Genomic DNA, 13375 nt, shown 5'->3' on the forward strand with positions numbered 1-13375 from the left:
GCGGCCGCCCGGGCCACGTACCCTCTTCTGTTGTGCCGAACGCCAACGAAGAAACGTCCAGTGCCCTCAGCCAGGTGCAGCACCGCGCGGTGAGTGAACTGCTGCGGGTCGCTCCTGTCGCCGACGTCCTCGCCCGCCGCTTCCAGGAGGCCGGGTTCTCACTTGCCCTGGTCGGCGGCTCGGTGCGGGACGCGCTGCTGGGCCGGCTCGGCAACGACCTCGACTTCACGACCGACGCCCGTCCCCAGGACGTCCTCAAGATCGTGCGCCCGTGGGCCGACGCCGTCTGGGAGGTCGGGATCGCCTTCGGCACTGTCGGCGCCCAGAAGGACGGCTACCAGATCGAGGTGACGACCTACCGTTCGGAGGCCTACGACCGGACCTCGCGCAAGCCCGAGGTGTCGTACGGCGACTCCATCGAGGAGGACCTCGTCCGCCGTGACTTCACCGTGAACGCGATGGCCGTCGCGCTGCCGGAGAAGGAGTTCGTCGACCCGCACGGAGGGCTCGAGGACCTCGCGTCGCGTGTGCTGCGCACTCCTGGCACCCCGGAGGAGTCCTTCTCGGACGACCCGCTGCGGATGATGCGGGCCGCGCGCTTCGCGGCCCAGCTCGATTTCGAGGTCGCCCCCGAGGTCGTCACGGCGATGACGGACATGGCCGGGCGTATCGAGATCGTCTCGGCCGAGCGGGTGCGGGACGAGCTGAACAAGCTGGTCCTGTCCCGGTACCCACGCAAGGGGCTCACGCTGCTCGTCGAGACCGGCCTCGCCGACCGCGTGCTTCCCGAGCTGCCCGCTCTGCGCCTGGAGCGTGATGAGCACCACCGGCACAAGGACGTCTACGACCACACGCTGATCGTCCTGGAGCAGGCGATGGCGCTGGAGGACGACGGTCCCGACCTGACGCTCCGCCTGGCCGCCCTGCTGCACGACATCGGCAAGCCGCGCACACGTCGTTTCGAGAAGGACGGCCGAGTCTCGTTCCACCACCACGAGGTGGTCGGGGCGAAGATGACCAAGAAGCGCATGACGGCACTCAAGTACTCCAACGAGCTGGTGAAGGACGTCTCCCGTCTGGTCGAACTCCACCTGCGCTTCCATGGCTACGGCACCGGCGAGTGGACGGACTCGGCGGTCCGCCGCTACGTCCGTGACGCCGGCCCGCTCCTCGACCGTCTCCACAAGCTGACCCGCTCGGACTGCACCACGCGCAACAAGCGCAAGGCAACGGCCCTGTCGCGTGCGTACGACGGCCTGGAGGAGCGGATCGCCAGCCTTCAGGAGCAGGAGGAGCTGGACTCCATCCGCCCGGACCTCGACGGTAACCAGATCATGGAGATCCTCGGCGTCGGCCCCGGTCCGGTCATCGGCCGCGCTTACAAGCACATGCTGGAGCTGCGGCTGGAGAACGGGCCGATGGAGCACGACATCGCGCTGGCCGCGCTCAAGGAGTGGTGGGCCGAGCAGGAGGGCTGAGGCTGTGAAACGGGGTCATGTTTCACGTGAAACATGACCCCGCGGGGACAGCCCAGGGGCGGTGTTTCACGTGAAACACCGCCCCTCTCTCTGTCTGCCTTACTTTTTGTAGTCCTTCAGGCAGAGCAGGAAGTCCTTGCCGTCACCGCTCTCGGTGTACGTGTACTGGAAGTCCTTGGCCTCGGACTCGCACTTGCTCGAGGCCAGCGTCTCCGTGAGGTACGCGCCCTCGATCTTGGCCAGCACCTCGTACTGAGCCTTCGCGTCGCTGCACTCGACGACCTCGAGGTCCGGGTTGTTGTCGCTGCTGCTGCCACGGTGCATGCAGTCGCCCACGGCCGCCGTCTTGGCGTCGTCGCGGCTGGTTATCCAGCCCCCGATGGCCACACTCGCCACGGCGATGACGATGACGATGTTCTTGATGGTCTTGAAGCTGAGCTTGCGGCCGGACGGCTGCGGCGGGACCGGGGCGTACGGAGCACCCTGGGGCGGGAAGCCGGGCTGGCCGGGCTGCTGGGGGTAGCCGCCCTGCGGCGGGTACGGGGCCTGGGGCTGACCCGCGGGCTGGCCCTGTGCGAACGGGTTGCCCTGGGGCGGCGGAGTGGTCATTCGGGGATCCCCCTAGTGCATGGTGAATGACGCGAACATGTCGCGAGATAAGACGCACGTAAGTTATCGGTCCCCACTGACAACTCAGTAGCCAGAAGTGGCTCTGTGTCATTTATGTGACACTTACCGGTGGCCAAACCGGGCCATAGCCACCGCTACTGCCGCGTAGACAACGGCGATTGTGATCACCAGCGGCACGGACCGGCCGTCCGGAGGCAGCATCAGGGCCGCCACGGCGGCGGCGCCGACGAAGAAGACGTTGAACAGGACGTCGTAAACGGAGAAGATCCGGCCACGGAAGCCGTCCTCCACGGAGGACTGGACGATGGTGTCCGTGGCGATCTTCGCGCCCTGGGTGGTCAGCCCCAGGACGAAGGCCGCGACCAGCAGCGGGGTGGTGGCGAACGGCAGCCCGAGAGCGGGCTCCAGCAGTGCGGCGGTTCCTGCGCACACGACGATCCAACGGCCCGGCCCCAGCCGCCCGGCGGCCCAGGGTGTCACCACGGCCGCGGCGAAGAATCCCGCGCCGGAGACGCCCAACGCCAGCCCCAGCAGGGCGAGTCCGTCGTCCGTGGTCGAGGTGAGGGAGTACCGGCAGAGCATCAGCAGCATGACCAGCAGGCCGCCGTAGCAGAACCGCATCAGCGCCATCGCCGCCAGGGCCCAGGCGGTTCCCCTGCGCGGCGGCGCGGCCAGGTGACGTACGCCGGCCACCAGGTCGCGAGCGGTACCCGTGAGAGCGGGCCCGAGCCGCTCGCCCACCAAGGTCCGGTCGGGGCCGAGGAGTTCCCGCGCCATGCTCATCGATGCCACAGCCGCACACAGATACAGCCCGGCTCCCACGAGCACCACGGCGGCGTCGGAGTCCGCCACCACCAGGCGGACGGCGAAGGCCAGGCCGCCGCCCGCGGTCGCCGCCAGCGTTCCGGCGGTCGGGGAAAGGGAGTTGGCGATGACCAGGCGCTCGGCATCGACCACGCGCGGCAGGGCGGCGGACAGGCCCGAGAGGACGAAACGGTTGACCGCGGTGACGCACAGGGCGGAGACGTAGAAGAACCAGTCGGGAGCCGGGCTGAGCATCAGCACGGCCGTCGCCGAGGCCAGCAGGGCGCGCAGCAGGCTGCCGTACAGCAGGACCTGGCGGCGCCGCCAACGGTCCAGCAGGACACCGGCGAAGGGGCCGACGAGGGAGTACGGGAGCAGCAGCACCGCCATGGCGGAGGCGACCGCCGCGGCCGACGTCTGCTTCTCCGGAGAGAACACGACGTACGCCGCGAGCGCGACCTGGTACACGCCGTCGGCGCCCTGGGAGAGCAGGCGCACGGCGAGCAGACGCCGGAATCCCTGGAATCGCAACAGGACGCGCAGGTCACGGACGACGGCCATGGGGCACAGCCTCACATACGGGGAGGGTCCCCAGGCCGTACGACCCGGGGACCCTCACAGCCCTGGCAGGAGCGACTCGTTGCGGCGCGTCAGCGCTCGACCTCACCCTTGATGAACTTCTCGACGTTCTCGCGGGCCTCGTCGTCGAAGTACTGGACCGGCGGGGACTTCATGAAGTAGCTCGACGCGGAGAGGATGGGACCGCCGATGCCGCGGTCCTTGGCGATCTTCGCGGCGCGCAGGGCGTCGATGATGACGCCGGCGGAGTTCGGCGAGTCCCAGACCTCCAGCTTGTACTCCAGGTTCAGCGGGACGTCACCGAAGGCGCGGCCCTCGAGGCGGACATAGGCCCACTTGCGGTCGTCCAGCCAGGCGACGTAGTCGGACGGACCGATGTGGACGTTGCCCTCGCCCAGTTCGCGGTCGCGGATCTGGGAGGTGACGGCCTGCGTCTTGGAGATCTTCTTCGACTCGAGGCGGTCGCGCTCGAGCATGTTCTTGAAGTCCATGTTGCCGCCGACGTTCAGCTGCATCGTGCGGTCCAGGACGACGCCCCGGTCCTCGAACAGCTTCGCCATGACGCGGTGCGTGATGGTGGCGCCGACCTGGGACTTGATGTCGTCGCCGACGATCGGGACGCCCGCCTCGGTGAACTTGTCCGCCCACTCCTTGGTGCCGGCGATGAAGACCGGAAGGGCGTTGACGAAGGCGACCTTGGCGTCGATGGCGCACTGGGCGTAGAACTTCGCCGCGTCCTCGGAGCCGACGGGCAGGTAGCAGACGAGGACGTCGATCTGCTTGTCCTTGAGGATCTGGACGACGTCGACCGGCTCCTCGGCGGACTCCTCGATCGTCTCCCGGTAGTACCGGCCGAGGCCGTCGAGGGTGTGGCCGCGCTGGACCGTCACGCCGGTGCTGGGCACGTCGCAGATCTTGATGGTGTTGTTCTCGGAGGCGCCGATGGCGTCCGCGAGGTCGAGACCGACCTTCTTGGCGTCCACGTCGAACGCGGCGACGAACTCGACGTCGCGGACGTGGTACTCGCCGAACTGGACGTGCATCAGGCCCGGCACCTTGGACGCCGGGTCGGCGTCCTTGTAGTACTCGACTCCCTGCACCAGCGATGCGGCGCAGTTGCCCACGCCGACGATGGCTACGCGAACCGAACCCATTCCGGTTGCTCCCTGTGTGTATGAGTGAGGCCCGTCAAAGGGCTCTCACGTGGCGGTGTCGTCGGGCGTATCCGGACGGGGGTCGTCCCCCGGCCGGGGCAGGCCGCCCGACGCTCCAGATGTGGTGTCACGCGAGGCGGGCTCTCCGGAGGAGGAACCGTTGAGGTCCCGCCCCGCCCGCTCGCTCTCGATGAGCTCGTTCAGCCAGCGCACCTCGCGCTCCACGGACTCCATCCCGTGGCGCTGAAGCTCAAGCGTGTAATCGTCGAGGCGTTCCCGGGTCCGGGCCAGGGAGACGCGCATCTTCTCGAGGCGCTCCTCCAGCCGGCTGCGGCGGCCTTCCAGCACGCGCATGCGTACATCACGTGAGGTTTGCCCGAAGAACGCGAAACGGGCGGCGAAGTGCTCGTCCTCGTACGCGTCGGGCCCGGTCTGCGAGAGCAGCTGCTCGAAGTGCTCCTTGCCCTCCGCCGTCAACCGGTAGACGATCTTGGCGCGCCGCCCCGTGAGGGGGGCTGCGAGGGCGTCCTCGGTGGTGTTCCCCGGCTCCTCGATCAACCAGCCGTTGGCGACCAGCGTCTTGAGGCAGGGGTACAGCGTCCCGTAGCTGAACGCACGGAACACACCCAGTGATGTGTTGAGTCGTTTGCGCAGCTCATAGCCGTGCATCGGAGATTCGCGGAGCAGGCCGAGTACGGCGAACTCGAGGATCCCGGAACGCCGGCTCATCGTCGCCTCCTCTCTCCCGCGGTACCCATGTCTCGGTCCGATGTGTCGAGCTGATGTATCGACTCGATACATCATGACGATAGAACGGCCTTGCGGATGCGACAAGAGGGGGTGTGGTGAACGGGGTCACATCACCGATTCGTCAGACGTGAGTTGCCTGATTTGCGGTGAACTTCGGTCCTCGGCAGGTTTTGGCGGTGCGTAGTCTGTGCGCCATGCACATCACCGGGAACCGTGGGACGCCTGAGGGCGTCCTCGTCTTCGGTGTAGTACGGGTGCATGCGGGACCGATGAATGCGGAGCCGACCGCATCCGTACTTCGGGGGGACCGGAAACTAGCTGCCGTTTCCAGGCGCGCAGGGGTGCGCCTGCCCGAGGAGTAGTCGTTCGATGAGCGAGCACCGTCGCAAACCGCCGCAGCCGCAGGGAGGCGGACGTGCCGCGATCCGACGCGGCCAGTCCGGCTCGTCCTCCGGCCGCCGCGCGGCACCGCGAGGCGCCACCGGGTCTCCGTCCGACTCCTATGGGTCGGACTCCTACGACTCGGGGGGTGAGGAGCGCCAGTACGGTGGCCGTGCAGAGGCCCGGCGTGCGGCGCAGAGAAGTGGAGGCGGCCGCCGCAGAGCGGCCGAACCGACACGTGGCGGCCGGCGCGCCGCCCCCGGCGGGCCGAACGGGCCCGGGCGGGGCAAGGGGCGCCCGGTCATGTACGACCAGAAGCGAGTGATCGACTATCCGCGGGCCGGCAAGTACGGCTGGCGCCGCTGGATGCCGTCCTGGAAGCTCGTCTCCGGCCTGTGCATCGGCTTCTTCGGGAGCCTGGTGGCCGTGGCGGGCATCGGGTACGCCATGGTCGGCGTCCCCAACGAGGAGAACGCCGCGGCCCTGTCGCAGAACAACGTCTTCTACTGGTCCAACGGCAAACAGATGATCGCGACCGGCAGTGGCCAGAACCGGCAGAACGTCACGATCGACCGGATCCCCAAGGCCATGCAACAGGCGGTGATCTCGGCCGAGAACAAGAGCTTCTACCAGGACTCGGGCGTCGACCCCATGGGCATCGCCCGGGCGCTGGCGAACATGGCCCGGGGTGGCGACACGCAGGGTGGTTCGACGATCACCCAGCAGTTCGTCAAGAACACCTACCTGAGCCAGGACCAGACGGTCACCCGTAAGTTCAAGGAGATGTTCATCTCGATCAAGGTGGGCACGAAGCTCTCCAAGGACGACATCCTCCGGGGGTACCTCAACACCTCGTATTACGGCCGCGGCGCGTACGGCATCCAGGCCGCCGCCCAGACGTACTACGGCAAGGACGCGGAGCGGCTCACGCCGAGCGAGTGCGCCTTCCTCGCCGCCCTGCTCAAGGGTCCGACGTACTACGACCCCGCGGGCAACGACGGCATCGACAGCTCGGCGAGCAAGAAGGCCAACCTCAAGCGCTCCAAGGACCGCTGGGGCTGGATCCTCCAGCAGATGCACAACGACAAGAAGCTCTCGGACGCCGCTTACCAGAAGGCGATCAGTAAGTACCCCATGCCCGATGACCGCAAGGCGGCCAAGGGCATGAGCGGCCAGATCGGTTACCTGGCGGACACGGCCAAGAAGTACGTCCTGAACCACTCCAACATCACGGAGAAGCAGTTCGACCAGGGCGGGTACCAGATCAAGACGACCTTCGAGAAGTCCAAGGTCGAAGCGCTAGCCAAGGCCGTCAAGAAGGTCGAGAAGGAGAAACTCGACCCGGACAAGCGTGAGCGGGACAAGCATGTCCAGTTCGGTGCGGCGTCGGTGAAGCCCAAGGACGGCGCGATCGTCGCGCTCTACGGTGGTGCGGGGTACGAGAACGGCCACTTCAACAACAACGCGGACACCTCGGGTGTCCCCGTCGGTTCGACGTGGAAGCCGTTCGTGCTGGCCGCCGCCATGGAGCACGGCACCTACCGGACTGACGGAGTCGGCCTCTCGCCGCTGAGCAAGTACAACGGCAACGACCATCTCAAGATCAGGAACAACGACGGCTCCTACGTCATGAAGAAGGACAACACGCCCTTCTTCCAGGAGAACGAGAGCGATCGCCCGTGGGGTTACATCTCCCTGCGTAAGGCGATGGAGCAGTCCGTCAACACCCCGTTCGTGCAGCTCGGCATGGACGTCGGGATGAAGAACGTGGCGGACCTGGCCGAGAAGGCCGGCATCCTGGACAGCAGCTTCGCCGGCCTCAACGCGTCGTTCGCGCTCGGTACGTCGACTCCCAGCGCGATCCGCATGGCTGACTCCTACGCGACGTTCGCCGCCGCCGGCAAGCAAGCCGCTCCGTACTCGGTGACGAGCGTCAAGCTCAACGGGGAAGAGGTTCCCGGCTTCGACAAGCCGAGGATCACGCAGGCGATGCCCGAGAACGTGGCGAACAACGTCACGAACGTTCTGGAGAACGTCATCCAGAACGGTACGGGTAAGAACGCGCTGTCGCTGGGCCGTACGGCGGCCGGCAAGACCGGTACGACGGACGAGAACAAGTCGGCCTGGTTCGTCGGCTACACCCAGCAGCTCTCGACCTCGGTCGCGATGTTCCGTGAGGACCCCAAGAGCGCCAAGCTGCTCTCCATGAACGGTACGGCGGGCGAGGCGTCGATCCACGGTGGTGACGTCCCCACACTGGTGTGGACCGAGTTCATGAAGGCCGCGCTGAACGGCCAGCCCGACCTCGGCTTCCCGGATCCCGAGAAGATCGGCGACATCCAGGACGCGGTGGGCGCTCCGACGCCGACGCCGACTCCCAGTGTGGAGCCCAGCGAGACCGCGACCGAGTCCCCGAGTGCCACGCCCAGCGGGACGCCGTCGCTGCCGTCGCCCTCGCCGACCGACACCTGCGGCTTCTTCGGTTGCGATGAGGAAGACGGTGGTACGGAGAACGGTGGCACGGGCGGAGAGCCGAGCACCTCGCCCTCGCCAACGGATACGAGCGAGGACGGCGGCAACAGCAGAGGAAACGGCAACGGAGGCATCTTCGGAGGCCCCGCCGGCTAGCCGACCGATCGCCCGGCTTGGGTGTTTCACGTGAAACGCGAAGCTGTTTCACGTGAAACATGGGCCGCCGTACCCACTCGGGTACGGCGGCCCTCGGCGTATTGATAGACACGTACGGCAGGATGTGCGGCATGCCCAGTGCAGAATCGACGCAAGCGAGCGTCCACGAGCCGGACCCGGTGCGGCCGACCAAGGAGGACGAGGTCGCCGCGGCCGGCAGCGAGCTGATCGGCGGCCCGCTGGGGCGGCGTGCCCTGGTCGGGGCGTCCCGGTGGACTCCCGCGCGGGTGATCGCGCTGGTGGCGATCGGCATGTTCGCTCTCGGCCTGGTCCAGAAGGCGCCCTGCTTCAACGGCGCCTGGTTCTTCGGTGCCAGCTCCCAGTACACGCACGCCTGCTACTCGGACATCCCGCACCTCTACCAGGGGCGCGGCTTCGCCGACGGACTCGTGCCGTACTTCGACCGGCTCCCCGGCGACATGCAGTACCTGGAGTACCCGGTGCTGACCGGTGTCTTCATGGAGGTCGCCTCCTGGCTCACGCCCGGCAGCGGCACCATCCAGTACCAGGAGCAGTGGTACTGGATGGTCAACGCCGGGATGCTCATGGTGTGTGCGTCGGTCATCGCCGTCTGCGTGACCCGTACCCATGCCCGGCGTCCCTGGGACGGTCTGCTGGTGGCCCTGGCGCCCGCCTTCGCGCTGACGGCGACCATCAACTGGGACCTGCTGGCGGTCGCTCTGACGGCTGCGGCGATGCTGATGTGGTCACGCGGCCGCCCCCTCGCTTTCGGCGTCCTGCTGGGGCTCGCCACGGCAGCCAAGCTCTATCCCTTCCTGATCCTCGGGCCGCTGCTGGTGCTGTGCTGGCGCGCGGGCAGGTGGCGTGCGTTCGGGACGGCTCTGGGCGGCGCGATCGTCGCCTGGGCCGTCGTGAACGGGCCGGTGATGCTCTTCGCGTTCGAGGGATGGTCGAAGTTCTACACGTTCAGCCAGGAACGGGGCGTCGACTTCGGCTCCTTCTGGCTGATCATGGCCCAGAACTCGGACGATCCGCTCAGCATCGACACCGTCAACACGCTCGCCACGCTGCTGATGCTGGTGTGCTGTGCGGCAGTCGCGGCGCTCGCCCTGACCGCGCCGCGCCGCCCGCGGTTCGCCCAGCTCGCTTTCCTGGTCGTCGCGGCGTTCATTCTCACCAACAAGGTCTACTCGCCGCAGTACGTCCTGTGGCTGATTCCCCTGGCCGCCCTCGCCCGGCCGAAGTGGCGGGACTTCCTGATCTGGCAGGCCTGCGAGGTGGCGTACTTCCTGGGGATCTGGCTGTACCTCGCGTACACGACCAGCGGAGAGGCCCACAAGGGCCTGCCGACCGACGGCTATCACTGGGCCATCGGCCTGCATCTGCTGGGGACGCTGTACCTGTGCGCCATGATCGTGCGCGACATCTTCATGCCGGAGCGGGATCCGGTGCGCCGGTCCGGCGACGACGACCCATCGGGCGGAGTGCTCGACGGCGCCGAGGACGTCTTCGTCCTCGGTCCGGCGGCCCGTCCCTCGCGCCACGCGACCGCTCGGTTCGACGGGGCGCAGGTCCAGTGGGGCAAGCAGGGCACGACCGGCGGTTCGCTCTGAGCGAACGACGCGAAAGGCCGTACACGGGAAGCCGTGTACGGCCTTCTTGCTGAGCGGTGCGACCTCAGCGCACCGCGCCGGTCAGCGGTCCATGATCCGATCGAACTGCGTGGTGGTGTGCCGCAGATGGGCCACGAGTTCCTCGCCGACCTTCGGCTCCGGCGCGTCCGAGGGCACGAAGAGGATCGAGACCTGCATGTGCGGCGGCTCGGCGAACCAGCGCTGCTTGCCGCCCCAGACGAACGGAGAAAGGTTCCGGTTGACCGTCGCGAGGCCGGCTCGGGCTACGCCCTTGGCGCGCGGCATGACGCCGTGCAACGCCTTGGGTGCCTCCAGACCCACCCCGTGCGACGTACCGCCCGCCACGACCACCAGGAAGCCGTCGGAGGCCGCCTTCTGCTGTCGGTAGCCGAAGCGCTCGCCCTTGGCGACGCGTGTGACGTCCAGGACCGCGCCGCGGTACTCGGTGGCCTCGTGGTCCCCCAGCCACAGCCGCGTGCCGATGCGCGCACGGAACCGGGTCTGCGGGAACTGCTGCTGGAGACGGGCGAGTTCATCGGCCTTGAGGTGGCTGACGAACATGGTGTGCAGGGGCAGCCGGGCCGCACGCAGCCGGTCCATCCAGCCGATGACCTCCTCGACCGCGTCCGAGCCGTCGGTCCGGTCCAGCGGCAGGTGAATGGCGAAGCCCTCCAGGCGGACGTTCTCGATGGCGGCGTGCAGCTGGGCCAGGTCCTGCTCGCTGATGCCGTGCCGCTTCATCGAGGACATCACCTCGATCACCACGCGGGCACCGACCAGGCCGTACACGCCGTCTATCGACGAGACCGAGCGGATGACCCGGTCCGGCAGCGGCACCGGTTCCTCGCCGCGCCGGTACGGCGTCAGCACCAGCAGATCCCCGCCGAACCAGTCTTTGATCCGGGCGGCCTCGTACGTCGTGCCGACAGCGAGGACGTCCGAGCCCAGGCGCGTGGCCTCCTCAGCCAGCCGCTCGTGCCCGAAGCCGTATCCGTTGCCCTTGCAGACCGGGACGAGCCCAGGGAACTGATCCTGCACGTGCTTGTGGTGCGCACGCCAGCGCGCGGTGTCGACGTAGAGCGTGAGCGCCATGGCCGGACCTGGAACCTTTCTCGTGGCTGTCAGAGGTGCGGGATGAGGGGTGAGTGCGGGGTCAGCGGCGCGACATGTAGATGTCGAGCGCCTTGTGCAGCAGCTTGTTCAGCGGGAAGTCCCACTCGCCGATGTACTCGGCGGCCTGTCCGCCCGTACCCACCTTGAACTGGATCAGACCGAAGAGGTGGTCGGTCTCGTCCAGCGAGTCGGAGATGCCGCGCAGGTCGTAGACGGTGGCGCCGAGCGCGTAGGCGTCACGCAGCATCCGCCACTGCATCGCGTTCGAGGGCCGGACCTCACGGCCGATGTTGTCGGAGGCGCCGTAGGAGTACCAGACGTGCCCGCCGACGATCAGCATCGTCGCGGCCGACAGGTTCACGCCGTTGTGCCGGGCGAAGTACAGCCGCATGCGGTTGGGGTCCTCGCTGTTGAGGGCCGTCCACATGCGCTGGAAGTACGACAGCGGGCGCGGCCGGAAGTGGTCGCGCACGGCCGTGATCTCGTACAGCCGCTGCCATTCCTCGAGGTCCTGGTAGCCGCCCTGGACGACCTCGACGCCGGCCTTCTCGGCCTTCTTGATGTTGCGGCGCCACAACTGGTTGAAGTTCTTGTGGACCTCTTCCAGGGAGCGGTTCGCCAGCGGCACCTGGTACACGTAACGGGGCTGGACGTCGCCGAACCCGGCGCCGCCGTCCTCGCCCTGCTGCCAGCCCATGCGGCGCAGCTTGTCGGCGACCTCGAAGGCGCGCGGCTCGATGTGGTCGGCCTCGATGTCGCGCAGGCGCTTGACGTCCGGGTTCTGGATGCCCTGCTTGATCGAGGCGGCCTCCCAGCGACGGATGATCACCGGGGGGCCCATCTTCACGGAGAAGGCGCCCTGCTGCTTCAGATGCGCCAGCATCGGCTCGATCCATTCCTGCAGATTCGGCGAGAACCAGTTGATGACCGGGCCCTCGGGCAGGTAGGCGAGGTAGCGCTTGATCTTGGGGAGCTGCCGGTAGAGGACCAGGCCGGCACCGACGAGCTCGCCGGTCCTGTCGTCGAACCACCCGAGGTGCTCGGAGCGCCACTCCGCCTTGACGTCAGCCCAGGCCGGGACCTGCATGTGGCTAGCCGACGGCAGGCTCTGGATGTAGGCCAGATGCTGCTCGCGGCTGATGGTCCTCAGGGTCAGGCTCATTTCGGGGCGCTCCTCGGGCTGGTGTGTCCCCATGGGTTCAGGGGCTCCGGCTCTCGCGCGAAGCCTACTGCGCCTTGGGAGCGCGCCGGTTGGGCGTAGGGAACCTTCGCCGCGGCCTGTGGGCGGCCGGGGCGTCACACGATGTTCGGGAGGGAGTGTCCCTGGCGTCAGTCGATGAGCCCGCCGAACAACCCGCCGTGCGCCATGCCCAGGAAGAACCCGACAGCCGCGGCTCCCAGGCCCAGAATCAGGCCGAAGCGCTCACGGGTCGTGACCGAGATCCACTGGCCGTACGCACCGATGAGAATGCCCACCAGTCCGGTCCAGGAGCTGAGCAGGTGCAGGTCATCGTCGACGAGTGCCGTGACGAACGACGTGATGCCCAGCACCAGGGTCACCGCGAGCAGGGTGTCCTGAAGGGGGTGGGGCTTGCCGTCCGTGGCGAAAAGGCCGCCGGCGGTGTTGGGTCGCAATGCCTGTGCCATAGGGCACCTCCTGCGAAAGTCGGCGCATCGTAGCGCCATACACACCCGATGTGTACAGATTGGCTGCCGTCGGGGCCGGATTTCAACCGCAAGCCGCTGTGCGGGTACTCTGTACCGTCCGCACCGGTGTCTGCCCACATCACGGCAGGAGTTCTCGACAGAACCCCTGACTGTCAGTGGTGGTCGATACCGTTGCTACGCATCACAACCCTCCTGCCACGGAGCGACCGTGGCCGCTGAGTCCAAAGGAGGTGGGTTCCACATGCGTCACTACGAGGTGATGGTCATCCTCGACCCCGAGGTCGAGGAGCGCGCTGTCTCTCCGCTGATCGAGAACTTCCTTTCAGTCGTCCGTGACGGCGGCGGAAAGGTCGAGAAGGTCGACACCTGGGGCCGTCGTCGTCTCGCGTACGAGATCAAGAAGAAGCCCGAGGGCATCTACTCGGTCATCGACCTGCAGGCCGAGCCTGCGGTCGTCAAGGAGCTCGACCGCCAGATGAACCTGAACGAGTCGGTCCTCCGGACCAAGGTCCTCCGCCCCGAGACCCACTGAGCC

General features: G+C 67.5%; 11 protein-coding genes. 4 read left to right on the forward strand and 7 right to left on the reverse strand.

All coding sequences use genetic code 11. The features are described from left to right. Positions 1-32: 32 nt before the first annotated feature. Positions 33-1478: a CCA tRNA nucleotidyltransferase gene (locus tag OG542_RS20415; RefSeq protein WP_261680238.1), complete on the forward strand. Its 1446-nt coding sequence runs from the start codon at positions 33-35 to the stop codon at positions 1476-1478. 99 nt (positions 1479-1577) lie between these two features. Here the strand turns inward: OG542_RS20415 and OG542_RS20420 are convergent, their stop codons facing one another. From OG542_RS20420 to OG542_RS20435, 4 genes are all read right to left on the reverse strand, one after another. After that, complete coding sequence (locus tag OG542_RS20420) at positions 1578-2087, reverse strand: LppU/SCO3897 family protein (protein WP_311126626.1); 510 nt, start codon at positions 2085-2087, stop codon at positions 1578-1580. A 123-nt stretch (positions 2088-2210) separates the two neighbouring features. Further along, a complete protein-coding gene (locus OG542_RS20425) occupies positions 2211-3473 on the reverse strand; it encodes an MFS transporter (protein WP_328412805.1) in 1263 nt (420 codons plus the stop codon). An 89-nt stretch (positions 3474-3562) separates the two neighbouring features. Further along, complete coding sequence (locus tag OG542_RS20430) at positions 3563-4645, reverse strand: inositol-3-phosphate synthase (RefSeq protein WP_184593856.1); 1083 nt, start codon at positions 4643-4645, stop codon at positions 3563-3565. A gap of 45 nt (positions 4646-4690) precedes the next feature. After that, positions 4691-5374 carry a PadR family transcriptional regulator gene (locus tag OG542_RS20435; protein ID WP_184593854.1) on the reverse strand — a complete coding sequence of 228 codons (684 nt, stop codon included), beginning with the start codon at positions 5372-5374 and terminating at the stop codon, positions 4691-4693. A gap of 768 nt (positions 5375-6142) precedes the next feature. Here OG542_RS20435 and OG542_RS20440 point away from each other — a divergent pair. Together OG542_RS20440 and OG542_RS20445 are read left to right on the forward strand one after the other, a co-directional pair. Beyond that, a complete protein-coding gene (locus OG542_RS20440) occupies positions 6143-8404 on the forward strand; it encodes a transglycosylase domain-containing protein (protein WP_328418021.1) in 2262 nt (753 codons plus the stop codon). Positions 8405-8526: 122 nt separating this feature from the next. Beyond that, entirely contained in the window at positions 8527-10038 is a 1512-nt protein-coding gene (locus OG542_RS20445; protein ID WP_328418023.1) for a glycosyltransferase family 87 protein, read from the forward strand. Positions 10039-10119: 81 nt separating this feature from the next. Here OG542_RS20445 and OG542_RS20450 read toward each other — a convergent pair whose 3' ends face one another. The 3 genes from OG542_RS20450 to OG542_RS20460 form a co-directional block, all read right to left on the reverse strand. Then, a complete protein-coding gene (locus OG542_RS20450) occupies positions 10120-11151 on the reverse strand; it encodes an alanine racemase (protein ID WP_193479137.1) in 1032 nt (343 codons plus the stop codon). 61 nt (positions 11152-11212) lie between these two features. Further along, positions 11213-12334 carry a peptidoglycan bridge formation glycyltransferase FemX gene (gene femX / locus OG542_RS20455; RefSeq protein WP_184593850.1) on the reverse strand — a complete coding sequence of 374 codons (1122 nt, stop codon included), beginning with the start codon at positions 12332-12334 and terminating at the stop codon, positions 11213-11215. Between the two features lie 167 nt (positions 12335-12501). Beyond that, entirely contained in the window at positions 12502-12819 is a 318-nt protein-coding gene (locus tag OG542_RS20460) for a hypothetical protein (RefSeq protein ID WP_261680230.1), read from the reverse strand. A 262-nt stretch (positions 12820-13081) separates the two neighbouring features. Here OG542_RS20460 and rpsF point away from each other — a divergent pair, with 262 nt between their 5' ends. Next, on the forward strand, positions 13082-13372 hold the full coding sequence (rpsF, locus tag OG542_RS20465; protein WP_030847098.1) for a 30S ribosomal protein S6: 291 nt from the start codon (positions 13082-13084) through the stop codon (positions 13370-13372). Positions 13373-13375 lie beyond the last annotated feature (3 nt).

The sequence above is a fragment of the Streptomyces violaceus genome (assembly GCF_036014075.1).
GTDB classification, from domain to species: Bacteria; Actinomycetota; Actinomycetes; order Streptomycetales; family Streptomycetaceae; genus Streptomyces; species Streptomyces violaceus.